The sequence below is a fragment of the Mesorhizobium caraganae genome (genome assembly GCF_016836705.1).
GTDB classification, from domain to species: Bacteria; Pseudomonadota; Alphaproteobacteria; order Rhizobiales; family Rhizobiaceae; genus Mesorhizobium; species Mesorhizobium caraganae.
The window spans coordinates 1-24,188 of the sequence record NZ_JAFCGY010000038.1 but is presented as its reverse complement, the minus strand read 5'-3'; the positions used below and the strand labels follow the sequence as shown (position 1 = coordinate 24,188).

At 62.1% G+C, this 24,188-nt stretch carries 21 protein-coding genes and 5 pseudogenes; 15 read left to right on the top strand and 11 right to left on the bottom strand.

The genetic code is table 11. From position 1 onward, the window contains the following. Positions 1-30 precede the first annotated feature (30 nt). The 3 genes from JQK88_RS31670 (at position 31) to JQK88_RS31660 (ending at position 3,683) form a co-directional block, all read left to right on the top strand. Positions 31-513, top strand: coding sequence for a MarR family winged helix-turn-helix transcriptional regulator (locus tag JQK88_RS31670; protein ID WP_203280546.1), 483 nt, complete (start codon positions 31-33; stop codon positions 511-513). 55 nt (positions 514-568) lie between these two features. Beyond that, positions 569-2,131, top strand: coding sequence for a glutamine-hydrolyzing GMP synthase (gene guaA, locus JQK88_RS31665; protein WP_203280545.1), 1,563 nt, complete (start codon positions 569-571; stop codon positions 2,129-2,131). 295 nt (positions 2,132-2,426) lie between these two features. After that, the gene (locus JQK88_RS31660; RefSeq protein WP_203280544.1) at positions 2,427-3,683 is read left to right on the top strand and encodes a tyrosine-type recombinase/integrase; all 1,257 of its coding nucleotides are present in this window, start codon (positions 2,427-2,429) and stop codon (positions 3,681-3,683) included. A 296-nt stretch (positions 3,684-3,979) separates the two neighbouring features. Here the strand turns inward: JQK88_RS31660 and JQK88_RS31655 are convergent, their stop codons facing one another. Both JQK88_RS31655 and JQK88_RS31650 read right to left on the bottom strand, forming a co-directional pair. After that, the gene (locus tag JQK88_RS31655; RefSeq protein WP_192250475.1) at positions 3,980-4,249 is read right to left on the bottom strand and encodes a helix-turn-helix domain-containing protein; all 270 of its coding nucleotides are present in this window, start codon (positions 4,247-4,249) and stop codon (positions 3,980-3,982) included. 359 nt (positions 4,250-4,608) lie between these two features. Next, positions 4,609-4,890 carry a helix-turn-helix transcriptional regulator gene (locus JQK88_RS31650; RefSeq protein ID WP_192250478.1) on the bottom strand — a complete coding sequence of 94 codons (282 nt, stop codon included), beginning with the start codon at positions 4,888-4,890 and terminating at the stop codon, positions 4,609-4,611. 492 nt (positions 4,891-5,382) lie between these two features. Here JQK88_RS31650 and JQK88_RS31645 point away from each other — a divergent pair, with 492 nt between their 5' ends. From JQK88_RS31645 to JQK88_RS31620, 6 genes and pseudogenes are all read left to right on the top strand, one after another. Continuing rightward, a complete protein-coding gene (locus JQK88_RS31645; protein WP_192250481.1) occupies positions 5,383-6,345 on the top strand; it encodes an ArdC family protein in 963 nt (320 codons plus the stop codon). Positions 6,346-6,683: 338 nt separating this feature from the next. Further along, on the top strand, positions 6,684-8,807 hold the full coding sequence (locus JQK88_RS31640; RefSeq protein WP_203280543.1) for a ParB/RepB/Spo0J family partition protein: 2,124 nt from the start codon (positions 6,684-6,686) through the stop codon (positions 8,805-8,807). Positions 8,808-8,968: 161 nt separating this feature from the next. Continuing rightward, positions 8,969-13,280 (top strand): annotated as a pseudogene (locus JQK88_RS31635) (strawberry notch-like NTP hydrolase domain-containing protein). Then, the gene (locus JQK88_RS31630) at positions 13,280-14,338 is read left to right on the top strand and encodes a DUF7146 domain-containing protein (protein ID WP_192250490.1); all 1,059 of its coding nucleotides are present in this window, start codon (positions 13,280-13,282) and stop codon (positions 14,336-14,338) included. Before JQK88_RS31635 ends, JQK88_RS31630 begins: the two are co-directional and overlap by 1 nt. A gap of 354 nt (positions 14,339-14,692) precedes the next feature. Next, complete coding sequence (locus JQK88_RS31625; RefSeq protein ID WP_203280542.1) at positions 14,693-15,622, top strand: DUF2493 domain-containing protein; 930 nt, start codon at positions 14,693-14,695, stop codon at positions 15,620-15,622. A 357-nt stretch (positions 15,623-15,979) separates the two neighbouring features. Next, positions 15,980-16,147 (top strand): hypothetical protein, encoded by a 168-nt coding sequence (locus JQK88_RS31620; protein ID WP_192250495.1) that lies wholly within the window; start codon positions 15,980-15,982, stop codon positions 16,145-16,147. Between the two features lie 50 nt (positions 16,148-16,197). Here the strand turns inward: JQK88_RS31620 and JQK88_RS37625 are convergent. From JQK88_RS37625 to JQK88_RS31610, 4 genes and pseudogenes are all read right to left on the bottom strand, one after another. Continuing rightward, a pseudogene (locus tag JQK88_RS37625) lies at positions 16,198-16,477 on the bottom strand (DinB/UmuC family translesion DNA polymerase). Further along, the gene (locus JQK88_RS37620; protein ID WP_376740479.1) at positions 16,396-16,800 is read right to left on the bottom strand and encodes a DNA polymerase thumb domain-containing protein; all 405 of its coding nucleotides are present in this window, start codon (positions 16,798-16,800) and stop codon (positions 16,396-16,398) included. Before JQK88_RS37620 ends, JQK88_RS37625 begins: the two are co-directional and overlap by 82 nt. A gap of 86 nt (positions 16,801-16,886) precedes the next feature. Then, positions 16,887-17,221: pseudogene (locus JQK88_RS37615) on the bottom strand (Y-family DNA polymerase); the annotation flags it as partial. Between the two features lie 106 nt (positions 17,222-17,327). After that, positions 17,328-17,752, bottom strand: a pseudogene (locus JQK88_RS31610) (SOS response-associated peptidase family protein). Between the two features lie 80 nt (positions 17,753-17,832). Here JQK88_RS31610 and JQK88_RS31605 point away from each other — a divergent pair. After that, positions 17,833-18,401: pseudogene (locus tag JQK88_RS31605) on the top strand (SOS response-associated peptidase family protein). A 141-nt stretch (positions 18,402-18,542) separates the two neighbouring features. Here the strand turns inward: JQK88_RS31605 and JQK88_RS31600 are convergent. After that, positions 18,543-18,974, bottom strand: coding sequence for a thermonuclease family protein (locus JQK88_RS31600; protein ID WP_246750128.1), 432 nt, complete (start codon positions 18,972-18,974; stop codon positions 18,543-18,545). Between JQK88_RS31600 and JQK88_RS31595 the strand changes: the two genes are divergently transcribed. Next, the gene (locus JQK88_RS31595; RefSeq protein ID WP_246750127.1) at positions 18,973-19,431 is read left to right on the top strand and encodes a YdcA family protein; all 459 of its coding nucleotides are present in this window, start codon (positions 18,973-18,975) and stop codon (positions 19,429-19,431) included. The two genes, JQK88_RS31600 and JQK88_RS31595, sit on opposite strands and share 2 nt — an antisense overlap. 66 nt (positions 19,432-19,497) lie before the next feature. Here JQK88_RS31595 and JQK88_RS36575 read toward each other — a convergent pair whose 3' ends face one another. From JQK88_RS36575 to JQK88_RS31580, 3 genes are all read right to left on the bottom strand, one after another. Beyond that, positions 19,498-19,728, bottom strand: a complete 231-nt coding sequence (locus JQK88_RS36575) for a DNA polymerase (RefSeq protein ID WP_312037365.1) — start codon at positions 19,726-19,728, stop codon at positions 19,498-19,500. Between the two features lie 621 nt (positions 19,729-20,349). Beyond that, complete coding sequence (locus JQK88_RS31585; protein WP_203280540.1) at positions 20,350-20,526, bottom strand: hypothetical protein; 177 nt, start codon at positions 20,524-20,526, stop codon at positions 20,350-20,352. 290 nt (positions 20,527-20,816) lie between these two features. Continuing rightward, a complete protein-coding gene (locus tag JQK88_RS31580) occupies positions 20,817-20,963 on the bottom strand; it encodes a hypothetical protein (protein WP_203280539.1) in 147 nt (48 codons plus the stop codon). Between the two features lie 616 nt (positions 20,964-21,579). On the opposite strand from JQK88_RS31580, the gene JQK88_RS31575 reads away from it, so the two are divergent. Next, positions 21,580-21,906, top strand: a complete 327-nt coding sequence (locus JQK88_RS31575) for a DUF736 domain-containing protein (protein WP_192250507.1) — start codon at positions 21,580-21,582, stop codon at positions 21,904-21,906. A 63-nt stretch (positions 21,907-21,969) separates the two neighbouring features. On the opposite strand, the gene JQK88_RS31570 is transcribed toward JQK88_RS31575, so the two are convergent. Beyond that, the gene (locus JQK88_RS31570) at positions 21,970-22,275 is read right to left on the bottom strand and encodes a helix-turn-helix domain-containing protein (RefSeq protein WP_246501522.1); all 306 of its coding nucleotides are present in this window, start codon (positions 22,273-22,275) and stop codon (positions 21,970-21,972) included. Between the two features lie 142 nt (positions 22,276-22,417). On the opposite strand from JQK88_RS31570, the gene JQK88_RS31565 reads away from it, so the two are divergent. The 3 genes from JQK88_RS31565 (at position 22,418) to JQK88_RS31555 (ending at position 23,981) form a co-directional block, all read left to right on the top strand. After that, positions 22,418-23,101, top strand: a complete 684-nt coding sequence (locus JQK88_RS31565) for a Y4oE-related protein (protein WP_246501523.1) — start codon at positions 22,418-22,420, stop codon at positions 23,099-23,101. Positions 23,102-23,230: 129 nt separating this feature from the next. Further along, entirely contained in the window at positions 23,231-23,425 is a 195-nt protein-coding gene (locus JQK88_RS31560) for a transcriptional regulator domain-containing protein (RefSeq protein ID WP_203280538.1), read from the top strand. Between the two features lie 55 nt (positions 23,426-23,480). Continuing rightward, positions 23,481-23,981: a DUF2285 domain-containing protein gene (locus tag JQK88_RS31555; RefSeq protein WP_192250514.1), complete on the top strand. Its 501-nt coding sequence runs from the start codon at positions 23,481-23,483 to the stop codon at positions 23,979-23,981. Positions 23,982-24,188 lie beyond the last annotated feature (207 nt).

Genomic DNA, 24,188 nt, shown 5'->3' with positions numbered 1-24,188 from the left:
AGTATCTTGACTATATGGAGCGCTATCGAGATGGTCAAGGAGCTTGACGAAAGAACCAAAGCACTGCCCGATCACATCGGTTGGCGCCTGTGGCAGGCGAGCCGCGCCTGGCAGGCCGAATTTGCCGCCGCGATGCGCGCTGCCGGCCACGGCTGGTTCACCGAAGCGCGCGCCGGGCTGCTGGGGCATATTGCTCGCGACGGCATTCGCCAGGCTGCTCTGATCGATCGCTCGGCGATTTCCAAGCAGGCGGTCCAGCAATTGCTCGACGGGCTGGAGGCGGAAGGCGTGGTGCAGCGCCTGCCCGATCCGCGCGATGGGCGCAGCAAGCTTGTCGGCTATACAAGCAAGGGGCTGGATGCCTTGCGCGACGGTGACCGCATCAAGCTTGAGATCGAGCGGCGCTATGTCGGGCGCATCGGCCATCAGCGCTTCGCAGCGCTGATGGACGCCTTGCGAGCCCTCGATACACACCTGCCGAATGCCGGTGACAAAGACGCCGAAGTTCCGTAGCGGTGCGGCCTCGCAACCCATTGCGTCGACTCGTTTCTTTCTCTAAAGGCTCGCCATGACGACAGCCAATCATCCCGATACAGTCCTGATTGTCGATTTCGGCAGCCAGTTTACGCAGCTCATCGCCCGCCGCATCCGCGAGGCCGGCGTGTTTTCCGAGATCGTGCCGTTCCAATCGGCCGAAGCTGCCTTCAAGCGCATAAATCCCAAAGCCGTGATCCTGTCGGGCGGTCCCGCCTCGACCACAGATATCGGCAGCCCGCGCGCGCCGCAGATCGTCTTCGACGCCGGCGTGCCGGTGCTCGGCATCTGCTACGGCCAGATGGCCATGTGCGTGCAGATGGGCGGCGTCGCCGAAAGCTCCGACCATCGCGAATTCGGCCGCGCCTTCGTCGAGATCGAAAAGGACAGCCCGCTGTTCGAGGGCCTGTGGGCGCCAGGCCAGCGCCACCAGGTGTGGATGAGCCATGGCGACCGCGTCATCTCGCTGCCCAAGGGTTTTGAGGTCTTCGGCAAGTCGGAAGGCTCGCCCTTCGCCATCTTCGGCAATGTTGCGCGCAAGATGTACGGCATCATGTTCCACCCCGAAGTGGTGCACACGCCTGATGGCGCCAGGCTGCTCAGGAACTTCGTCCACAACATTGCCGGCATCGAAGGCGACTGGACGATGCGCGCCTACCGCGAGCACGCGGTCGAGGCGATCCGCAAGCAGGTCGGCAAGGGCAAGGTGATCTGCGCCCTGTCGGGCGGCGTCGACTCCTCGGTTGCAGCGCTTTTGATCCACGAGGCGGTCGGCGACCAGTTGACCTGCATCCTCGTCGACCATGGCCTGATGAGGAAGGACGAGGCGGCAGGCGTGGTGGCGATGTTCCGCCAGCACTACAATCTGCCGCTGATCCTGGTCGATGCCTCGGAAAAATTCATCTCCGCGCTGGAAGGCGAAGTCGACCCGGAGAAAAAGCGCAAGACCATCGGCCGGCTGTTCATCGAAGTGTTCGAGGAAGAGGCCAAGAAACTTGGCGGCGCCGATTTCCTGGCCCAGGGCACGCTCTATCCCGACGTCATCGAAAGCGTCTCCTTCACCGGCGGCCCGTCGGTGACCATCAAGTCGCACCACAATGTCGGCGGCCTGCCCGCGCGCATGAACATGCAACTGGTCGAGCCGCTGCGCGAACTGTTCAAGGATGAGGTGAGGGCGCTCGGCAAGGAGCTCGGCCTGCCCGAGAGCTTTATCGGCCGCCATCCGTTCCCGGGTCCTGGCCTCGCCATCCGCTGCCCCGGCGGCATCACGCGCGAAAAGCTGGAGATCCTGCGCGAGGCCGACGCCATCTATCTCGACGAGATCCGCAAGGCCGGCCTCTACGACGCCATCTGGCAGGCCTTCGCCGTGCTGCTGCCGGTGCAGACCGTTGGCGTCATGGGCGACGGCCGCACCTATGAATTCGTCTGCGCGCTCCGCGCCGTGACCTCGGTCGACGGCATGACGGCGGATTTCTACCACTACGACATGGCCTTCCTCGGCGCCGCCGCCACCCGCATCATCAACGAGGTCCGCGGCATCAACCGCGTTGTTTACGACGTGACCTCGAAACCGCCAGGGACGATCGAGTGGGAATGATTCAGGCCCACTCACACGTCGCCGAACCTACGCCAATCTGCGACGTAAAATACTGAAAACAAAGATAAATCCTTTCATAGAGGATCAGCGACAATCGGCACGCAGAGATTGGTTGTGACAGACCGACTGACGGGTCGCATACATATTGCCCACCCGAAATTTTCTGAGTACCGTCACGGTCAATGAGGCTAGTGACGGTACTTTTTTGCCCCATAAGGCATTGAAGAAAAAAAGGAATTTTCTGCCGAGAAGCCTCAAAATTGTACTGACAGTACTTTTTCAGGAGGCAGTAGGCATGCTGACGGATGCCGCCCTTAAGGCGCTGAAACCAAAACAGAAAATCTACAAGATTGCAGACCGTGACGGCATGTACATCCGCGTCATGCCCAGTGGTGTGATCTCGTTTCGGCTGGACTACAGGCTGAATGGACGCCGTGAAACGGTCTATCTAGGCAGATATGGCAGAGACGGCATCTCGCTCGCGTTGGCCCGAGAGAAGTGCCTCGACGCGAAGCGCGCTGTTCGCGAGGGACGATCGCCGGCCATCGAGAAGCAGCGCGAGAAGCGCCGCTTGAAAGAGGCCAAAAGTTTTGGCGAGTTCGGGCAGAAGTGGCTCACCGCCGCGCCGATGGCCGACAGTACGCGCGCCATGCGGCGTTCCATCTTCGAGCGAGAGCTGCTTCCGGCCTGGCGCAATCGACTCCTGACGGAGATCACGCCGGACGATCTAAGAGCCCTATGCGGCAGCATCGTCGAACGTGGGGCTCCGGCGACAGCCATTCACGTACGAGACATCGCGAAACAGATTTATGGCTTTGCGATCCTGCATGGAGAGAAGGTCGCCAACCCTGCCGATGAAGTCGCACCCGCATCAATTGCGACTTTCGTGCCGAAGGATCGCTCGCTCTCGGCCTCGGAAATTCGTGTGATGCTGAAGCAGCTCGAGCACATCCCCACACTTCCCACGATCCGTTTGGGAATGCGGCTTTATCTGCTCACTATGGTGCGTAAAAGCGAGCTGCAGGACGCGGTGTGGGACGAGGTCGATTTTGAAAATGCAGTCTGGACGATCCCGAAAGAACGCATGAAGCGATCGAAGGCGCATAACGTCTACCTGTCACGCCAAGTGCTCGACATCATGATTGCCCTGAAGACCTGTGCAGGGAATTCCAGATACCTTCTTCCATCGCGGTACGATGCGGATGCTCCGATGTCGCGCGCCACCTTTAACCGCGTTACCTACGCGGTCGTCGAGCGGGCGAAGTCCGAGGGGCTGCCTCTGGAGCCGTTTACGGTTCATGACCTGCGGCGAACGGGCTCGACGCTGTTGAATGAACTTGGTTTCAACAGCGATTGGATCGAGAAATGCCTGGCGCACGAGGACGGGCGCTCGTCGCGTGGTGTCTACAACAAGGCCGAATATGAGGTGCAACGCCGCCACATGATGCAGGAATGGTCGGATATCGTCGATGCCTGGGTCGGTGGCAAGAAACATGTGCCGACACTGATCCCGCCGTCGATGCCGATCTTGGAGCCTGATCCGGCCCTTTAATTCCATACACCGGTTGTACGGCGCATCACGCCTGTTTGGCCCGAGGTTCGCCGAGTCCGTTTTTCCTGCTACGCATTAATATGAAACTTTGTGGCGCCGGTATTATAGCTGGACGAAAATATGGTGAGGCGGTTCGGGACTCACTACTGCCAGGCATTAGCAAGCCACTTTTGTGATTCCTGTTAACGGTTCCCTGGCTCGCACCAGGACCTTCGGCTGCACTCCGGCGACCCCACATCGTACACGAAAGGCGAACCACGTTTGCCGGATCTGTCCAGGCCACCGACTGGCTTCTGCTACCTGTCTAAACGCGCAGCATCATCTTCCTCAATGATGTCTTCGAGTGTCGGGCGCTTGTTGTTGAAGGTCGTCAGCCGGAAATCGAGCCCTACAATGTTCATGAGCGTGAGCACGCGTTTGAAACCCATGTCGGATACCCTGCTATTCTCAAGCGCCTCGATCCTCGCCCGGCTGAGCCCGGAAAGTTCGGCGAGCTTTTCCCGGGTCAGCTTGCGCTGCTTCCTGGCATTCTTGATCTCATTGCCAATATCGTTCAGGTCGATCATTTTCGCCTCACAAATTAGCTGTTTCGCGCTTTTGTGAGGAAAATAGCTTATATAACGGCTGTTTTCGAGGCTCTGATAACCGTGACATCAGACGGCATCATGCCGATCATAAGCAGCAAGCTCCGCACGCTCTTTGCTCCTGATCATCATCGCCATCATGCCGCCGGCGCGATTGTGCCGACGTCAGTGGTCTTCGGCGGGGTGGATGGTTATCACAGATGTCCCGATTCTCGGGTTAGCAGCTTCGACGTTCGCGACCGCTCAATCTGGTTTCATGGACGCCCACCATCCGCCGCCGCGGCAGATATGCCGGAACGGATTGATCATCGACACCAAACCGTGGCGATCATCCCCGGTGCTTACGGTATTTGTGCCCGATCTCGCGCTCTGACCGGAGAGGTTTTCCGTAAACGCACATCAGGAGGACTCGCTCGGGGGATCGGAACTGCCCTGCGAGCCTGCAGCCAGGCTTCTACTTCGGCCAGATCCCAAACCACGCACCGAGGGGTGAGAGCGAAGCGTCGAGGAAATTGCCCGCGTTGTTCCATTTCATAGATTGTGGTGTCGGCCAGAGGTACGATTTCGCGCAGCTCCTTGCGGCGGATCGTCCGCTTTGTTGCACTTTTCCCGGGACCAGTCATGGCGCCATTCCTCCATCGCTAGGCAGACAATTGAAGGTGATGGTCTTCAGGGATGGAAATGGGGAAAGCCGGCAAGCGTATGCAGGGCGGTCATTTCGTACATATCGGCCGGTGAGGGTTAGCTGTGGCCCGGATCGACCATGCGTCATGCGCGGCGGATCGCTTCCTGTTCTGCGGTCAGGTTAGCGAGCAAAGTTTCATATGGCGCCCTTCGCTGGGGGCGGTCGGCCCCGCATCCCGCCTCACGGCGGCGCTATGCTGATGCTCCTTCGGCCGCCCTGTTGAACCGGTCTCATGGCCACGAACCTGCTCCAGCACCGAACTGACTTATTCCCGCTGACGGACATTTCGGTGCTTCCGCCTTGTACGCCCTTTTTTACGTTGGTCGGGAGAGCAGGGGCTCTCCCGACGGAGAGTCAGAGGAGGGGCGGGTTTTCGCGACGGGTTGAAAGCGGAAGGAGAGGCCTTCGGCGCCCGTGGCGGAGAACCGCGATGTCTGTCCGGACCAATCGAACGCATGCCGTCGCCGACCGGCCGAACCTCTACGACGAGATCACTGGCAAGATAATTGCCGAGCTGGAAGCGGGTCGTTTTCCTTGGGTTCAGCCATGGGGGACGTCTGCGATAAAAGCGTCGCTTTCCCTGCCGCGGAATGCCAGCACGCATCGCACGTACAGCGGGATCAACGTACTTATCCTCTGGGGTGCTGTCGTCGAACACGGGTTCCCAACCCAGAATTGGATAACCTATCGACAGGCGTTCGCGCTCGGCGGGAACGTCCGCAGAGGAGAGCACGGGATAACGGTCGTCTATGCCGATCGTTTTGTCCCGGATCACGAGAAGAAGCGCGCTCGCGAGACGGGCGAGGATGCTCAAGCCATACCGTTCCTCAAGCGCTTCACCGTTTTCAACGTCGAGCAATGTGAAGGACTACCTGACGAAGTCGCAGCTTCGGCCCCGCTGTCGGTGGCAAGCCCGATCGAACCGCGGGTCGAGGCGCTGATCAAGGCCACCGGTATCGACTTCCGTATTGGCGGCGACAGGGCGTTCTATGTGCCTGCCCACGATTATATCCAGGTGCCGCCGCCCCAAGCTTTCTTCGAGCCGATCAATTGGCATCGGACAGCCTTGCATGAGCTTGGACATGCCACTGGTCACAGTTCACGCCTGGATCGCAAATTCTCCGGCTCTACCGCCTCCAGAAAATATGCGTTCGAAGAGCTCGTGGCAGAGATCAACGCGGCCTTCTGCTGCGCGGCCTTGGGCATCGTACCCACGGTTCGGCATTCGGATTATATCGGCTCATGGCTGGAGGTTCTGCGCGAGGACAGTCGCGCCATCGTTCGTGCCGCCAGCCAGGCCAGCAAGGCAGCGGAGTGGCTTCTTGGCCATCTGCCGGAAGAGGTCGGAGCATCCATCGAGGCGGACGCGGCCAACGATAGAAGGGCAGCATAACCTTCGTTGACGCGACCAGAGCAAGCGCGGTCCCGTCGATCACGGACCGGCTGCCTTGAATTCACAGGGTTCCGCCTCCGGATTGCACGCGGCGGCCCTGCCGATCGGCATAGGTATCAAGTGCTAGCCGCGTTTCATCGATCGCCTCTCGTTATCGGTCATGCGGAAACCGCGTTGACGGCCACAAGCCTTTCCAAGCGTGCGCGCGGTGCCGGCTCGGTTGTCGAACAACGGCGTGCCGGCTCGTGCTGGTAGGAGAGGGAGAGGGTTGGAGGGATTTCGTGACGGGTTCAAGGCCGAGAGAGAGGCTCTCGGCGGCCCGTCGTGGAGAAACCTTGATGGCCAACGCTGCTCAGAAGATCACCCTGTCGCCTTCGCGCGATATTCCTTTCAACAAGCTGGTGCTCGCCCAGACCAATGTCAGACATATCAAGGCCGGCGTCTCAATAGAGGAACTCGCGGCCTCGATCGCCCGCCGCGGTCTCATCCAGAGCATTCATGTTCGTCCCGTGCTCGATGCCGGCGGCGAGGAGACCGGAATGTTCGAGGTCCCCGCCGGTGGGCGCCGCTATCGCGCGCTCGAGATGCTTGTGAACCAGAAACGTCTCGCGAAGACCGCGTCCGTTCCCTGTGTCGTGGGAAATTCGTCCGGTCCGATAGCCGCCGCGGAGATCTCTCTTGCCGAGAACATTGAACACGCTCCGCTTCATCCTCTCGACCAGTACCGCGCGTTCAAGGATATGCGCGACAAGGGCATGTCGGAGGAGGAGATCGCAGTCGCCTTCTTCATCTCGGTCAACATCGTCAAGCAACGTCTCAAGCTCACAACCGTATCGCCGGCGCTTCTCGACGTTTACGCCGATGACGGCATGACGATCGCTCAGCTCGAGGCATTCTCCGTTAGCAGCGACCACACCCGACAGGAGCAGGTCTGGGACGCGATCAAGAACAGCTGGTCGAAGGAACCCTACCAGATCCGCCGGATGCTGACGGAAGGGACGGTTCGTGCATCCGACAAGCGGGCCGTGTTCGTCGGCCTCGAAAGCTATGAGGCGGCAGGCGGCGAAGTGCTGCGCGATCTGTTCCAGTCTGATGATGGCGGGTGGCTGCAAGACGTCCCGCTGCTTGAACGGCTCGTCAGTGGCAAGCTAAAGACGATGGCCGGCGAGATCGCCAATGAGGGCTGGAAGTGGATCGAAGTCGCGGTGAGCTTCCCCTATGGCGCTACAAGCGGTTTGCGCGAGCTTGAGGGCACGCCGATCGAACTCACAGATGACGAACAGGCAACGCTCGATGCGCTGCGTGAAGAGTTCGACAAGCTTCAGGCGCAGTACGAGGAGGCCGACGAGTTGCCGGATGACGTCGACCAGCGGTTTGGCGAGATCGAAAAGGCCGTCAAGTCGATCGAGGCGCGTCCCGTTCGCTTCGATCTTGCGGAAATCGCGCGTGCGGGTGTCTTCGTCAGCATCGATACCGACGGAGCGCTTCTCGTGGAGCGCGGTTACGTAAAGCCCGAAGATGAGGCGCCGGTTACGCCCGAGGGTGGCAAACATTCCGACGTCGACGGGTCCGACGTCGAGGCGACGGGTTCGGTTCAGCGGGCCATCATCACCATCGGTGGCCAGCCGGTCGACCCGGACGATGATGAGGAGGATAGCAACAAGCCATTGCCGGATCGGCTCATGATGGAACTGACCGCGGATCGCACGCTGGCTCTGCGCGACAAGCTCGCAAACGATCCCGCAATCGCTTTTCTGGCCGTGCTTCACAAATTCGTCCGTGACGCTTTCTCTCGCTTCAGCGCGCAAGGCGTGGCGATGGAAGTCTTTGTCCGTGGCACCGTCTTTCCGGTCCAGTCCGAAGGGCTTCGGGATACGACGTATGCGCGCTCGATCCAGGCCCGCCACGAGGCCTGGGAAAAGCGTCTTCCAACGGACGTCGCCGACCTGTGGGACGCGCTCTCTGCACTGACGGGTACCGAGCAAACTGAGCTGTTCGCTCATTGCGCATCCTTCGGCGTCAACGCCCTATACGAAAGGGCTGATCGCTACGGTAACGGCGCCATCTCGGCGCACGGCGTCCAGCAGCGCCTTGCGGATGCCGATCACCTTGCTCGGGCAGTTGGGCTCGACATGATCGCCGCCGGATGGCGCCCCACTGTCGGCAACTATCTCGGCCGCGTCACCAAGGCGCGTATCCTCGAAGCCGTTCGCGAGGGTGCCGGCGAGCGCGCCTCCCAGCTCATCGATCACCTCAAGAAGGGCGACATGGCCAAGGAAGCCGAACGCCTGCTCGCCGATAGTGGCTGGCTGCCCGAGCCTCTGCGGCTTGTCGACGGTGATGCCGAAGCAGTCGACACCAACGCTGGCGACGAAGATCAAGCTCTGCCTGAATTCCTGGCAAGTGACAACGATGTCGCTTTGGTCGACCAGGGAGAAAAACAGCTAGACGCCGCCGAATAGGCCGTTTTCCTTCCGCGCCCATCGCCCGGCTCTCGCAAGAGTGCCGGGCGTTTTCTGCGTACGGTGGTGAGAGTGAGTGTCCGGCCGGAACGGGTTGAGCCCGTCGGGTCAGAGAGAGCGCCGATGGGTTTTTCCTGGTCTCGCTCTCCAGAGGATCTCCGATGAATTTCTTGTCTCCGACATTAACCGGCAACCCGGTCTCTTCCGCCGCTGCGCCTGTCGATCCAGCCGCACCAGTCTACGCGGCAGCCCTGCGTCTTCTCCCCCGCCTCGAATCCGGCCGGCGCGTCGATGCCGTCGTCTTGCGAGCCGCGATGGAAGCCTCATTCGGAGCATCCGACACAAGCGGCGCCTGGGACTGGAAGACGGCCTATGACGCCTGCGAGGCCGCCACCGTCCTGTTCCTTCGCAAATACGGCAGGTCGCTTCTGCGCAAGGCCGGCTCCGTGACTTCCGCCTTGCCGCTTTTCAGCCGGATTGCGGACCTTCTGCCCACGCATACCCGCCGCTCCGAGGAAACTCAGGCGCTGCAGCAGTTCTCGACACCTATCCCGCTCGGCCTCGCAGCCGTCTCCGCGGCCGCCATAACGGCGTCCGACCGGGTCCTTGAACCTTCCGCCGGTACCGGGCTGCTTGCCATCCTCGCCGAGATCGCGGGCGGCTCGCTTGTCCTGAACGAGCTTGCAGAGACTCGTGCGGGCCTTCTGTCCAATCTCTTCCCGGCCCTTACGGTCACGCGGTTCGACGCGGCCCAGATCGATGATCATCTCGATCCCGTCAGCTTGCCCACCGTCGTGCTGATGAATCCGCCATTCTCAGTCCTCGCCAATGTGCGTGGTCGCGTCGCAGATGCGGCCTATCGCCATGTCGCCTCAGCCCTCGCCCGGCTTGCTGACGGGGGCCGGCTGGTCACCATCACCGGTGCGAGTTTCGGGCCGGAGATGCCGGCGTGCCGCGATGCATTCGTGCGCCTCGATGAGCATGGTCGTGTCGTTTTCACCGCCACGATCAGCGGCGCCGTCTATGCCAAGCATGGCACGACGATCGAGACCCGGCTGACGGTTATCGACAAGACGCCTGCTGGTGATACGTCCCTCGTCCCGATTGGACTCGGCGTTGCGCCGGATGTCACCACCTTGCTCAGCTGGATCGAGGAACACGTTCCGGCGCGGCTGCCGGTCGCCGAAGCGGCCAAGGTCGTTCCCGCCACTCCACCGACGGTCCGCGGCTATCTCGCCCGCACTGTCACAGGCCCAGTTCACCGGCAGCCGTCCGAGCCCGTCGGCGTTGAACTGTCGTACGAGACGGTCGATTGGACGCCCGACGAGGGAGCACGGCTGACCGACGCGATCTACGAGGATTATAGATTGCAGACGATCCGTATTCCTGGCTCACAGGCGCACCCGACCAGGCTGGTGCAGTCCGCAGCGATGGCGTCGGTCGCGCCGCCAAAGCCCACTTATCGCCCAACTCTGCCCGACGATATCCTGAGGTCGCTCTCCGACGCCCAGCTCGAAACGGTGATCCTTGCCGGCGAGGCCCATTGCGGGTTTCTCGCCGGATCGTGGTCAGTCGACCACACGCTCGATGTTGTCAAAGCAGCACCCGATGACGCGCCGGCAGCCGTGCGCTTCCGGCGCGGCTTCTTCATCGGCGACGGAACCGGCGTCGGCAAGGGCCGCCAGTCGGCGAGCATCGTTCTTGACAACTGGCTGCAAGGCCGGCGCAAGGCTGTGTGGATCTCGAAATCAGACAAGCTGCTCGAGGACGCCCAGCGCGACTGGGCCGCGCTCGGCATGGAGCGTCTGCTGGTCACGCCGCTGTCGCGCTTCCCGCAAGGGCGGCCTGTCACGTTGCCGGAAGGCATCCTGTTTACAACCTATGCCACGCTACGATCCGACGACCGCGGCGAAAAGGTTTCGCGCGTCAGGCAGATCGTCGAATGGTTGGGCTCGGGTTTCGACGGAGTGCTCATATTCGACGAGGCGCACGCCATGCAGAATGCCGGCGGCGGCAAGGGAGAGCGTGGCGATGTCGCGCCCTCACAGCAAGGTCGCGCCGGCTTGCGCCTGCAACATGCTTTGCCCGGCGCCCGTGTCGTCTATGTCTCCGCCACTGGCGCGACCACCGTGGCCAATCTGGCCTACGCCCAGAGGCTTGGCCTCTGGGGCGGCGAGGACTTCCCGTTCTCGACCCGCGCGGAGTTCGTCGAGGCGATCGAGGCGGGTGGCGTGGCGGCGATGGAGGTGCTCGCCCGGGACCTTCGTGCGCTCGGCCTCTACACGGCACGCTCGCTCTCCTTCGACGGCGTCGAGTATGAACTGGTCGAGCATGAACTGACGCTTGAACAATGCCGAATCTACGATGCCTATGCCGGCGCTTTTGCGATCATTCACAACCATCTCGACGCGGCCATGCAGGCCGCCAACATCACGGGCGATAGCGGCACGTTGAACCGCCAGGCCAAGTCCGCCGCGCGCTCGGCTTTCGAAAGCGCCAAGCAGCGCTTCTTCGGTCATCTGCTGACGTCGATGAAGACGCCGACGCTGATCCGCTCGATCGAGCAGGATCTCCAGTCCGGGCATTCGACCGTCGTTCAGATCGTCTCCACCGGCGAGGCGCTGATGGAACGCAGGCTGGCGGAGGTGCCGACGCAGGAATGGAACGATGTCCGGGTCGACATCACGCCGCGCGAATATGTGCTCGATTACCTCGAGCATTCCTTTCCAGTTCAACTCTACGAACCCTTCACGGATTCGGAAGGGAACCTATCGTCGAGGCCCGTGTTTCGTGACGGCCAACCCGTTGAAAGCCGCGAGGCGGTCGCGCGCCGCACGGCCCTGCTCGAGAAGCTGGCGAGCCTTCCACCGGTTCCTGGCGCGCTCGACCAGATCGTCCAGCGCTTCGGCACCGGCATGGTCGCGGAGGTGACGGGCCGGTCGCGACGCATCGTCAGGAAGGGCGAACGCTTGATGGTCGAGGGCCGCGCGGCCTCGGCCAATCTCGCCGAGACCCAGGCCTTCATGGATGACGTCAAACGTATCCTGGTGTTCAGCGATGCCGGCGGGACGGGCCGAAGCTACCATGCAGAGCTCTCGGCGCGGAACACGCGTCTGCGCATCCACTATCTTCTCGAGCCTGGCTGGAAAGCCGATACCGCCATCCAGGGCCTTGGCCGAACGCATCGGACCAGCCAGGCGCAGCCGCCGCTTTTTCGCCCGATCGCCACCAACGTGAAGGCCGAGAAACGCTTCCTCTCCACGATTGCCCGGCGTCTCGATACGCTGGGCGCGATCACGCGGGGTCAGCGCCAGACCGGCGGGCAAGGCCTGTTCCGGCCGGAGGACAATCTGGAATCGCATTATGCGCGCGATGCGCTGCGCCAGCTCTACCTGCTGATCGTCCGCGGCAAGGTCGAGGGCTGCTCACTCACGCTGTTCGAGCAGACCACGGGGCTGACGCTTACGGACGAGAACGGCAAAGGACGAGTTGCCGCCGATCACCACTTTCCTCAATAGACTGCTGGCGCTCACCATCGACCTGCAGGACATCCTGTTCGAGGCTTTCGAGCAGTTGCTCACCGCGAAAGTGGAAGGCGCCATCGCGGCTGGGATTTATGATCTTGGACTCGAAACGCTGCGAGCAGAGAGCTTCGTCGTCGCCGACCGGCGGGCGATCTACACCCATCCGGGCACCGGCGCCGAAACGCAGCTCCTCACCATCGATCAGCGCCAGCGCAACCGACCCGTGCCCGTCGAGGAAGCTGTCGCCCAGCTCGACGATCAGCGTGCGATCCTGCTGGTCAACGAACGCTCAGGGCGCGCTGCCGTGCAAGTGCCCGCGCCATCGTTCATGCTCGATGATGGCGAAAGCGAACGGCGTGTCCGGCTGATCCGGCCGATGGAGCAACACCATGCCCCCCTGCGTATGATGGAGGATAGTCATTGGCAGCAGGCTGATCGCGAGACCTTCACCGCCGCCTGGAGTGCCGAGGTCGCGAGCGTCCCGGCTTTCTCGGACTCGACCATCCACATCGTCGCGGGGCTGCTGCTGCCGATCTGGAAGCGACTTCCAAACGAATCGAGCAGAGTCTATCGGCTCCAGACCGACGAGGGGGAGCGCATCATCGGGCGCAGGGTTTCGGCCGCATGGGCCGCCGGCGCGCTCGAAACCGGTGTCAGCGCGATCACAGCATCAGATGCCTTCAACGCCCTTGCAGATGGGCGCACGATGCTCGACCTTGCCGAGGGACTTCATCTGCGCCGCGTCCGCGTCATGGGCGCCAATCGCATCGAGCTGTCGGGCTTCACCGATACCATGCGCGAGCGGCTAACGGCCTACGGACTTTTCCACGAGATCATCTCCTGGAAGCTGCGCATGTTCGTGCCCGCGGACGCAAGTGGACCTGCGGTTCTTGCCAAGGTCATCGAGCGTCATCCGATACAGCGTATCAGCGAGAGGGAGGCCACGTGATGCCGCCTCGCGATACATCCGAACTGGCAAGCCGTCTCGCTCAGCGGGCGGAGGCGGTTTGCCGCCGCTACCTTCCCAATGGCCGCCGTGAGGGCCGCTACTGGCTGGTTGGCGACGCCCGCAATGCGCCGGGGCGCTCGATGTTTGTCCGTCTCAAGGGATCGGATTCCGGCAAGGGCGCCGCAGGCAAATGGACCGACGCCGCCACCGGCGAGCATGGCGACCTTCTGGACGTCATTCGGGAATCGCTTGGCCTTGTCGATTTCAAGGACGTCTGCGCCGAGGCGCGCAGCTTTCTGTCGATGCCCCTGACGACGAACCAACCAAAGGACCGGTGGGAGCAAGCCGTTCCCGCTGCCGGCGGCTCTCCCGAAGCGGCGCGGCGGCTGGTCTCCATTTCGCAGCCGATATCAGGAACGCTTGTGGAGACGTATCTGCGCGGACGCGCGATTACAGCCTTGCATGAAACCGGGAGCCTTCGGTTTCATCCGCGCTGCTATTACCGTCCAGAGCGCGGCCCGACCGAAACATGGCCGGCAATGATCGCGACGGTCACCGACCTCACAGGCAAGCTCACCGGCGCCCACCGCACCTGGCTTGATCCGGGCGGATTCAGCGCGGCCAATCTTGGCCGCGCTCCGATCGACACGCCGAGGCGGGCCATGGGCGAACTGCTCGGACACGCCGTCCGCTTCGGCTGCTGCCACGACGTCATGGCCGCCGGCGAAGGCATCGAGACCATGCTGTCGCAACGCTCTCTCCTGCCCACCATGCCAGCGATCGCGGCGCTGTCGGCGGCGCATCTGTCCGCAATCCTGTTCCCTGACACATTGCGGCGGCTCTATATTGCCCGCGACAATGATCCGGCAGGCGACACAGCTGTGGCAACCCTCGTTGAACGCACCAGCGCGGCCGGTATCGAGGCGATGGTGCTCACACCGCGGCTCGGTGACTTCAACGAAGATCTGCGTCTGCTCGGTACTGCTGCACTGAGGGCGATCCTGCGTGTCCAGATCGCGCCGCAGGATGTCGAACGCTTCATGGAGCTGGCGGCCTGACCGGAAAGGGGAAGAGGGGTGCGCCAGCGATGCGTGACTCGGGTCGCAGGGGGACCTTCGCTGAGGCGAGGGCCGGCCCACGGCCTTCCAGAGGGCGATCGGGCGCCGGCCGGTCCGGACAGGCAATGGCTGCGTCCGGCCATTTTCCGGCGGCCCTTGCCACCCCACGCGTCGGATCGCGCGGGGCCCAGTCTTCGGGCCTTTCCATCGCGAGGCAAAATAGCCGGGCTTCGCCATCCTTCACTCCCGTTCCGGCCCTGCGCTGGCGCTTCGGGTGCAAGTCCGGACCGTCCATCGCCTTCGTCGCCATGAAGGCCGCGATGGGCGCGGCCGATCCCCCGAAGGCGAGCCGCCATGAGCACCGAGCACGATACCGACTTCGAGCCGCAACCCGCATCATCACCCATCGACCACGTCCTGCAGGAGCTTCAGCTCTACGGCTACCGTCCCTTCGATGATGAACCCGATCCGCGTCCGCTTCCCGAAGGCCGGGTCGTGGCAGCCAGCATCGCCGACATCTTCGACGCTCTCCTGGTAGCGATGGCCGACACACGCCTTGAGCCCGATCTCGAAGAGCTGCTGTGGGGCACGGTCAATCTGTTCCATCGCGCGACCAAGCGGATCGAACGCGAGCTCGATGAAAACGAGCTTTGCCAGCAACGGCTGCAGCGCGAACAAGACGGATCCGAGGTCAAGTCGGTTGAGCTCGAGCGCCTCATCGCCCAAGGTCAGACACTGCTCGAACGCCGCAGCGCCTTCGAATTGATGCGCGACCAGGCCGCCGAGCATTACGAGCGTCACACCCACTCGATCTGGCGCCCGCGTTCGGGCTCTGTCGTCAACCATCGCAACCTGACCGCGGCAATGATTGACAGCCGGGACTTCGTTGCCGCGAGGAAGCATGCAGATATCCACGTGCTGTTGCCACCTGGACCGAAAGTCGCCTTCACCGGCGGGCTCGATTTCAACGATCATCTGCTGATCTGGGCCAAGCTCGACCAGGTCCATGGCAAGCATCCGGACATGGTCTTGCTACACGGCGGATCGCCAAAAGGTGCAGAGTTGATCGCGGCCAAATGGGCTCACAGTCGCAAGGTGCCACAGATTGCCTTCAAGCCGGACTGGACCAGGCATGCCAAGGCCGCGCCCTTCAAGCGCAACGACGCCATGCTCGACACCTTGCCGATCGGCGTCATTCATTTCCCCGGCTCTGGCATTCAGGACAACCTCGCCGACAAGGCCCGCAAACTCGGCATTCCGGTGATGAAGTTCGGCGCCGCGTGAAGGGGCCACCAGTCCACTCGCCTGAAAATCATCCGCTCTGATTTCAGTCGCTCCCGGCGCGTTGATCGGACGACCGCCCCTGCCGATGTGGCGGCGATGAAGGCAAGGCTGCGGACCACGAGGGTCACATCGCATCTGGTCCTGCAATGGAGAACAGGGAACCGATCGCCGCGTTTGTCGGCGCAATTCCTTGATCCGGTCCAAGGGCCTGATGCCATCAACCCATAAAGGGTCGGACTACGCAAAGCGTGCCGCCGTTTCGGCCTTGCCTTCACGGTGATTGCGGCTCTCGGCCGGACACATCGGGCGCCTGTCACGCGGGGATCGCTCCTCGCTTCCAGAACAGGAGCCGGAAAAATGTCCCTCATGGAAGCCAACGCCTTCGCCTTCAGCCTCGCCACCAGCCTGATGGTCAGCATCGTCATCTTCCGCGCCGGCGACGGAACACTTTCGGTCGTGCGGGCCGACGAGTATGAAGGAGAGGTCGCCCAGATCGTCCGCGAGATCGATCCACACCAGCGATGATCCGGACAAGTTGCGGCCGGTGGTCCTTTGCGCCCCGGCCCGAGGCAGCGCTACAGTTCGAACCGCAATTGACTTTGATCCGGCGGCGACACATCGCCCAGCGACGAGAGTGTGATGCCCAACAGGCGGATACCTTTCCGCGGCGGAAATACCGACCTCAGGAGATCGGTTGCGAGCTCCTCGAAATCTGGGAGTTCAATGGGCCGTGCGGCTGCGCGTGATCTGCTGGAAGTCGGCGAATTTGACCTTCAGCGTGACGGTCCTTCCCCGGATGCCTTTGCCTTCACAGTATCCCCAGACCTTGGCGACCAGCGGCCTGATTTCGGCGATTGATGCATCGAGACGACGATGTCGGCTGTGAATGTGTCCTCGGCGCCGATCGATTTGCTGGCCGATCCGGCTCGAGCGCGCGTTCGTCGATTGCGCGCGATCTGATAGTACCAGAGCCCAGACTTTCCGAAATGCTGCTGCAGGAAGGGGAGAGACCTCTCCTTGAGATCGGCACCGGTCTCGATGCCGAGCGCTTCCATCTTCGCGGCTGTCGCAGGACCGACACCGTGAAATTTCTTGACGGGCAAAGTCTCCACGAAGGCGGGCCCGTGGCGTGGCGTGATGACGAACTGGCCATTTGGCTTGTTCTGGTCGGATGCCATCTTGGCGAGAAATTTGTTGTACGAGATGCCGCGGAAGCGGTGAGACCGGTCACCAGCAGGATCTTCGCCCTGATCATCTCGGCGATTGTCGTGGCAGACGCAATGTTGAGTCGGTTCTGCGTCACGTCGAGATAGGCCTCGTCAAGCGAAAGCGGTTCGATGAGATCGGTGTGTTCGGCGAAAACGTCGCGGATCTGAGCAGAGACGCCCCGGTAGACGTCGAAGCGGGGCGGCACGAAGATCAGCTCGGGGCATTTGCGCTTTGCCGTGACCGAAGGCATCGCTGAGCGAACGCCGAAGGCGCGGCCTCGTAGCTTGCGGCCGCGACCACGCCGCGGGCGGCGGCTCCGCCAACGGCAAGCGGCTTGCCGCGGAGTTCTGGATTGTCGCGCTGTTCGACCGACGCATAGAACGCATCCATGTCGACATGGATGATCTTGCGCGGGCCGGCGCCGCGTTCAGGGGCCATTCGCCTGCAACATCATTTCACCAGGGTCAAAGCTTCGTACTGAAAGATCCTACAATCTTCAGATCACAAATTCAGCCTGTCTACGACCCTGGCGGAGGCGCGAAATCGCAAAACTTGCTCCTGGAAGGGGGAGAAGGACTTCGTGTTCCGGGTGCGTCATGTCGAGCCAAGCCGAGCCTTCGTCTCGGCGCAGCACCACCATCTGCCGGTCATGGTAGGGCGCAATATCGTCGTTGGCCTGGATCGTGAGGATTGCGTAGGCTTCCGGCCAATCGCGCGTCGCTGGCCGCCAGATGCCGGCGAAGTAGAACCAATCACCGCTTGCGAGGCGAAAGCTGTAGTTCTTTCCCTGGCTGCGATGCCGGAATTCGGCCGCCGGCACCAGGCAGCGGTGGCTCGGGAACGATCGGCCCTCTGCGCGGACAACCGTGAAGGGTCGCCCGCCGGGTTCCCTGGGTTGGAGACCCACGGCAATTCAAGCATCTCAACATCGCCGCCGTAGCGTCTCATGATGATGCGGCGTTGGTGCGTCGGAATCGAAAACTCTTGCACTCTATCGGCTGATGGTGGACGTCGCCTCGATCGTCGAGGACTTCGCCGATCTTAAGATCAAGATACGCTTCAGCGAAGGCGTGCCGAACATTGAGGCGCGCGAGGACATCAAGATAACGGATCTAGGGCCGATTATCCGCCCGGTCGCCGGCGCGAGCGGCGAGGGTGATCTGGTTCGGCGCCGGTGGAGCTGGCCCGGACAAAACAAGCGCCCGGTCTACAACTTCCGCTCGGACAGCCGCGAGTTCGCCTCGAACCGCTGCCTCATCCCGGCCGATGGTTTCGCGAATTCACCGACCCGACGGCGAATGGCAAGAAGCGCAAGGACAAGTGGCTCTTCACCAAGCGCGACGAGCCGGTTTTCTGCATCGCCGGGATCTGGCGCGAGATCGATGATGTCGGTGAAGCGTTCACCATGCTCACGATGGAACCGGGTCCCGACATTGCCCCCTATCACGATCGGCAGATCGTGTTCCTGGAGCGGAAAGACTGGGCGAGTTGGCCTGATCCATCGGTGTCCGCCAAATCTCTGATCAGGCCGCTGCCGGCCGGGACGCTTGTCGTCGAGCAGGTCGGTTGATGGGACTGTCTGGTGTCGGCAATTTCGGTGCGCGCCCAAGCTGGCCTCGTATGCTCGGGACGCGGCGGTTGGTCTCGCAATTGGTCACGGACAAAAGCCTGATGCACGAAGCCGGTGCTGAGGCGGGCTATCGCCGACCCGCTAGTGGACGGTCATTCTCTTGCGCCAATCCCAAGGCTGCTCAAACGATCCGATCCACATTCCAAACTTCGCGGCTCGAGCGTCAGCTTGGGCCTGCGCATAGTAGCCATCGCTATATTTCGGCCAGTCGAGGGCGTAGCCGCGCCTGACCAACCACTCTGCGATATCAACTCCGCCGGCTGTGCAGACAGCCACCGTGCGTCGAAACTGGTCTCTCCCGACCTCGATGCATGACGTGGGGCGGTGTGCGTCGAGGAAGTCCGCGAGGGCCAGGGATGACCGCTGTCCGCAGCGATATTTCTTGCCGGACCCATCGAAGCAGATCTGAGCGCTTTCGGGCGCGTCGATGCCATAGAGGCGGATACGCGTGCCGTGGATTTCGATTGTGTCGCCGTCGATAACGGACGGTACGCCAGCGAGCGGCAGGGCCATGGCATTGTGGGTGCCGAGAACCACGGCCAGCAAGATTGACCCGACGCGCACTATTTTGTTGCCAATGGCAGTGTTACAGCTTTGCATGGTGGATAAGGGGGCTTTCCTAGAGGTGTTGAGGCTGTGTGTTTCTGCTGCGCTGTTGGCGATGATTGGCGCCCAGCCGGCTTTTGCTGCAAACACTCCGTGCAGCGGTCACAAGGGTGGGATCTCACACTGCCAGGGCAGCACCTTTATTTGCAACGACGGTTCGGTCAGCGCCAGCAAAAAGAACTGTTCGGCGGAGATGGGTGGGGCGTCCAGTCAACCCCTTGGACTTATCGGCGGCGGATCGGCCGAGATGGCGCCGGCAAGCGAGAGCGAGTGCAACTGCCGGGGAGGTCACTTCTGCACCGGACCCCGCGGCGGCCACTACTGCATCACTGACAGCGGCCGCAAGAGCTACCTGAAAAAGTGATGCACGGCATGGTCGGAACATAGCGCTTCAGGCAGTGGTGACGCCTGAGCCGGGGAAGAGTCTGGGTCATCTGAAATCCCGCGTCTTGACCTTGATGTTGTCGATGTGCAGGTCCGGGATGTAGATGTCGCGGCTGCGCAGCCCCTTGGGCGGCAGCTCGCGCGGATCAGGCCCCGAGCCGCCATTGCGTACCTGGTCGCCGCGGGCATGTGGCACGGGAAAGCTCCCCTCGCGTTCGCCGACGCTGGCCAATTCTGCGGAAAGGTCGGTGATGCGCCGTGCGACGAGGTGAACCACTTCGCCCTCACGCTGAATGCGGCCCGCACCGCGACCATGCCGGCCGACAGAACGGTGCGCCGATGCTGCTCGAACACCTGATAAGAGAATGGGAGTCAAGTGGGTAAGGGCTGACCGCTGGCGTGTTTCGCGCCGCCGCTTGCGAAAGGACACGCTGCTTCCACCCAACACTAACAGCAGCTATGCGCCTTCATTTCGGTCGTTCTGACTGCCCTCCGAAGCTCCCGAAAGCCGACGCAACAGGGTGAAAGCCGCCGCGAAGCTATTCTGCTGTGGCGCACTCGGTGACCAATCGCCCCCTCGAAGGAACTGAAACCGCCGTCGTCCGTTATCTCCGACTGATTTCTTGCTGATTTCGTCGGCAAGCTCCCCCCAGGACAGAAGTGTTTGCGGCGCAAGCTAAATTGCGTCCACCGGTTTTGCTCTGTTGCGTCGGGACCCACGGATTTTATTGAAGCTGAAAAAGGAGAGAAAGCATGGCTGACGGCCCAACCGTTATTAATTCAGGCGGAGGTGGGGGTGGCACCACAGTTATCGCGATTGTCGTGGCGGTCCTCGCAGTAGTCGTACTGCTGTTTCTTACAGGCACCATTCACATTCCTGGTAGGGGTGGAAGCAACGTCAATGTGAAAATCGAAGCGCCTGCTGCACCGTCTCCGGCACCGGCCGCACCGGCTCCGGCACCGGCCGCACCGGCACCGGCCGCACCGGCTCCGGCGCCTGCAGCGCCCGCACCGGCCAACGGCGGCTGACCTTACTCGCCGTTTTATAGTACTGCAGCGAAGCGCAGGCACCCATCCCGTGCAAGACTCGGCGGGGATGGTGTGACGAAGAGGGGCGGAGCCCGAACGGAGTTACACCACCCCCGCAGCGTCACTGCCTACGTCTGTTGACCGCGGTTGGCTGAAGTCATTGGCGATTTTCTGAAGAACGGAGAATCACTTTTGTGCCAAGCCGCCTAGTAGTGTCTCAGTTTGAATTTAGTTATGGACGTTCACTGACCGCTCTCGCGAATGCCATCTTCGCTGGAATTCTTCAACTCGTCCATGCCTGGCGTGGAGCAGTGGCGTGACGGGACGCGGGCAACGTTAGCAAGGTGGAACAATCTGGCAGGGTATTGCCGGATTGGCCTGGCGCAGATGCCGTGCAAGTTCCCAGCCGGATTTGCCCGCGCCCAGGCCTATGTCGGTGCCGAGGCCCTTGAACTTGCCCGGCTTGGCGTCGAAGGCCGCCATAGCTGGGCCGCGTTTTGAGCCGCCACGACTTCAAAGCCGTCTTCTTCCAGGGCCGACTCAACGTCAAGCAAGATCAGATGCTCGTCCTCAACGACTAGAACCGCGCCGTTGCTCAATTGCAGGCTCCCCTCGCGTTCGGGTTTGCCGGTACTGACAAGGCCGGGAATTGGCTGGTTTGCGCGGTAGGCGGCGGGGGGTACTGCGGCCGTTCATAGGAGCACCTTCGCCGTGTGCGGTTGGATGGGCGCAAGCTTTCATTCAAGTCACGTCAAACCGTTACCAGCGGACATCTCGGCCAGCAGTTCGCTTCATCATTCTTGATAGCCAGTGCCGCCATTGCCTCCCTCCGTCATTTCACAGAGCGCACCAACGACCTCTCGAACGGGCTGATCTGGCCGAAGGGCGGCTGAAGCCTCGACCGCCTATGCCGCAATGGCGCGTCGCGCGTTTCTTCCCCTGGGCGAAGCCCATTCCTCGCGCAACCAAGAAACGCGCGCCTGCGCCATCCTCCGCTTTGCTGCGGTCGCAAGCGATGCGGCGGCGGTCGCCTTCGGCCTCACGATCGCCATCGAGGTCGCATGGTGCGGGCTCGGAAACGAGAAAACGGAGACTGAAAATGGCTACCATCGGCACTTTCAAGAAGACCAATGCGAACGAGTTCACCGGCGAGATCGTCACTCTCAGCGTCCAGGCCAAGGGCGTGCGCATCATCCCCGATACCCGCGCCAGCGGCGAGAACGCTCCAAGCCACCGCGTGGTGGTCGGCAAGGCCGAAATCGGCGCCGCCTGGTCGAAGCGCTCCACCGAGGGTCGCGATTATCTCGGCCTTAAGCTGGACGATCCGAGCTTTACCGCTCCGATCTACGCCAACCTCTTCGCCGACGAGGAAGGCGAGGGCCACAGCCTCATCTGGTCGCGCCCCAGCCGCCGCAACGGCGAGTGAAAAGGCAGACGCCTCGCCCGGTACCGGGCGAGGCGTCTTCTGCCGGTGACCGCGGAAGCTCGCCTATGATTGATCAGAACGTTTGGCGAGGCGGACGCCAGCACCGCCACCATTCTCCGGAAGAAACTGTATACCTGCGGATTCGAATGCACGCCGCAACGCGTCAATAGTCACTCTGTTTGCCCTTATCGGACCGGCCAGAGGCTCAAGTCGTTTGATTGTAGCCAGGGAAACCTTCGACCGTTCCGCCAGCGTTTTCTGATCCCATTGAAGCAGAGCGCGCGCGGCTCGCATTTGTCCGCTTGTAAGTTCATCTATACCAAAAGTATCATTTGATGCCATAGGGCTTGATTTTTTGCCTGCGTTCATTTAAATCACCACCGTTTCCCGACGCATGTGGCCTGGGAGGGGTGATCTCCAATCTCGCCAATGCTGCGGTGAAACGGTCGAGCAGAGTGCACGAACACCCGTGCCCGACCTGACCAAAACCAAGCTGTGTGGAGCTCGGATCATGGCTGATTCCGACAATACCACGACTTTGCCATCCGTCACGCCTGGACGGAAGCCACGCAGTTCGTTGATCGCTGGGCATCCTAAGCCTTTGGTTGGCCATGCAACCGAAGATCCGCCGTTGGCCGATCCAGCACTGGTCCTGTCCCTTGCCTGGATCGACGCTCACGTTGGAATGCTGGCCTCCTGTGTCCGGCAGCAGCAAGCTGAGGCGGGGCTCCTGGCGAGCGGCGCTCTCTCTCCTGTCGGCGAAGTGATTGGGCGCGGAGACGGGGCTTGCGCCGACCGCGACTGTCCTGATTTCCTGAAGGAAGAGCAGGATGACGCTGAAAAGGCCGACGGCTTGCTGGCTGAGATTGTGGCGACGCCAGCGCAATCCCTGGCGGGCGTGGTCGCCAAGCTCGCGGTCATCCTTCGGGAGGCGGCTGACAACACCGACCTTTGCGAATTTCCGCTGCCGCACATCCGCTCGGCCTTGGCCGATCTGCGGCGCCTCACGCATGAAGCGATAAGCGACCAGCCTCCCGGATGGCCCGCCGGCGATCAGTCGATCGGCGCGCTGTTCGAGCAGTCCGCGTCATCGTTCGCTGCTTGGCGCGCCTTCAGTGCCTGGAGCCAGGGTGATGATGGCGCCTATCGCGTCTGGACGAACACATTCAAGACACTGCAAGGCGCAAGCCAGTAGGCATCGCGAAGTTTCGGCCTGACTGCTCCGCGCCGAGATCTCTCCTCGTTCATTCGTCAATGACGGAATCCAAGGATTTCGCCCAACGCCGCGTCCCCCTATCAACTCCTTGAGAAGGGAAGGATGCGGATGAAGCCGGATACATCGCAGTGGCGTGACCCACAGGCATATGCGTTCGTCAAAGGCGCCGCCGCCGACGTGATTGCCCGGGAATTCCTGCGACGCAATCCCCAGTATCAGCAGGACTTCGCCGCCTCCCACTCCGCCAAGGCGATGCGCGCGTTCCGCAAGCGCTGGGGTTTGCAATTTCGCCGCCAGACCTGACCAGTCCGCAGTCGAGCAGACGGTCTATTGGGCACCTCAGATCGATCCTGGGGTCGTGAACCTTGTCGAGGTTCCGCCGGATCTGCGAGCGCGAGAGGGCATCGCCTCCGACTTCTCGCTGGCCACGGGCCGGCATGACGAGGTGGGCCTTCACATGCGCTCTTCGCCAGTCGGCCCGCAACTGGCGCTTCTCGACGACGCGAAGCCAGGCGAACCCCTTGCCGCCATCATCCCGCTCGACGACATGGCGCACGACAGGCTCCAGGCGATCGAGCGGTTCATCCGCTCTATCCATAGGCAACACGTTCCCGACGCCCGCTTGACTACGACCCAGCGCCGGCGCCTAGGCCACATGCTGCGATGCCTTGATGGCCGCGCCCAGCAGGCATCCCATTTTGAAGTCGCGACCGCCTTGTTCGGTCCGCGGCTGGTCAGCGCCGCCCACTGGCATGACTCCACTTTTCGCTACCAGACGTATCGGCTCATGCGCGACGGGCTGAGGATGGTCGAGCGCGGCTATCGCCAATTGCTGCGCGCGCGAAGGCGCCATCTCTGACGAGTGCCGTCGGCCGCGTTGTTCACTTTCTTGCGCTGTCTCCAGCCCAACGCTTACTCTCAATCCTGAAGCGGATGGCGGCTTCGCGCCTCATGCACGAACCCGCTTCGCGGGAGGGGCGCCTCGTTCTGAGATGGCGCGACAGGTATTGGTCTTGAGCGGGTAGAAGCTGCGATCCGACCATGGAGTTCCTTCAACGAGAGGAAC

Coding starts and splice junctions, on each gene's coding strand:
- JQK88_RS31565 (WP_246501523.1), top strand. CDS start 22,418: ATGGCTGATTCCGACAATACCACGACTTTGCCATCCGTCACGCCTGGA.
- JQK88_RS31645 (WP_192250481.1), top strand. CDS start 5,383: ATGTCTGTCCGGACCAATCGAACGCATGCCGTCGCCGACCGGCCGAAC.
- JQK88_RS31595 (WP_246750127.1), top strand. CDS start 18,973: ATGGCATTGTGGGTGCCGAGAACCACGGCCAGCAAGATTGACCCGACG.
- guaA (WP_203280545.1), top strand. CDS start 569: ATGACGACAGCCAATCATCCCGATACAGTCCTGATTGTCGATTTCGGC.
- JQK88_RS31640 (WP_203280543.1), top strand. CDS start 6,684: ATGGCCAACGCTGCTCAGAAGATCACCCTGTCGCCTTCGCGCGATATT.
- JQK88_RS31660 (WP_203280544.1), top strand. CDS start 2,427: ATGCTGACGGATGCCGCCCTTAAGGCGCTGAAACCAAAACAGAAAATC.
- JQK88_RS31575 (WP_192250507.1), top strand. CDS start 21,580: ATGGCTACCATCGGCACTTTCAAGAAGACCAATGCGAACGAGTTCACC.
- JQK88_RS31670 (WP_203280546.1), top strand. CDS start 31: ATGGTCAAGGAGCTTGACGAAAGAACCAAAGCACTGCCCGATCACATC.
- JQK88_RS31585 (WP_203280540.1), bottom strand. CDS start 20,526: ATGGGTGCCTGCGCTTCGCTGCAGTACTATAAAACGGCGAGTAAGGTC.
- JQK88_RS31600 (WP_246750128.1), bottom strand. CDS start 18,974: ATGGCCCTGCCGCTCGCTGGCGTACCGTCCGTTATCGACGGCGACACA.
- JQK88_RS31580 (WP_203280539.1), bottom strand. CDS start 20,963: ATGGCGGCCTTCGACGCCAAGCCGGGCAAGTTCAAGGGCCTCGGCACC.
- JQK88_RS31620 (WP_192250495.1), top strand. CDS start 15,980: ATGTCCCTCATGGAAGCCAACGCCTTCGCCTTCAGCCTCGCCACCAGC.
- JQK88_RS31560 (WP_203280538.1), top strand. CDS start 23,231: ATGAAGCCGGATACATCGCAGTGGCGTGACCCACAGGCATATGCGTTC.
- JQK88_RS31625 (WP_203280542.1), top strand. CDS start 14,693: ATGAGCACCGAGCACGATACCGACTTCGAGCCGCAACCCGCATCATCA.
- JQK88_RS37620 (WP_376740479.1), bottom strand. CDS start 16,800: ATGGCATCCGACCAGAACAAGCCAAATGGCCAGTTCGTCATCACGCCA.
- JQK88_RS31650 (WP_192250478.1), bottom strand. CDS start 4,890: ATGACTGGTCCCGGGAAAAGTGCAACAAAGCGGACGATCCGCCGCAAG.
- JQK88_RS31570 (WP_246501522.1), bottom strand. CDS start 22,275: ATGAACGCAGGCAAAAAATCAAGCCCTATGGCATCAAATGATACTTTT.
- JQK88_RS31630 (WP_192250490.1), top strand. CDS start 13,280: ATGCCGCCTCGCGATACATCCGAACTGGCAAGCCGTCTCGCTCAGCGG.
- JQK88_RS31655 (WP_192250475.1), bottom strand. CDS start 4,249: ATGATCGACCTGAACGATATTGGCAATGAGATCAAGAATGCCAGGAAG.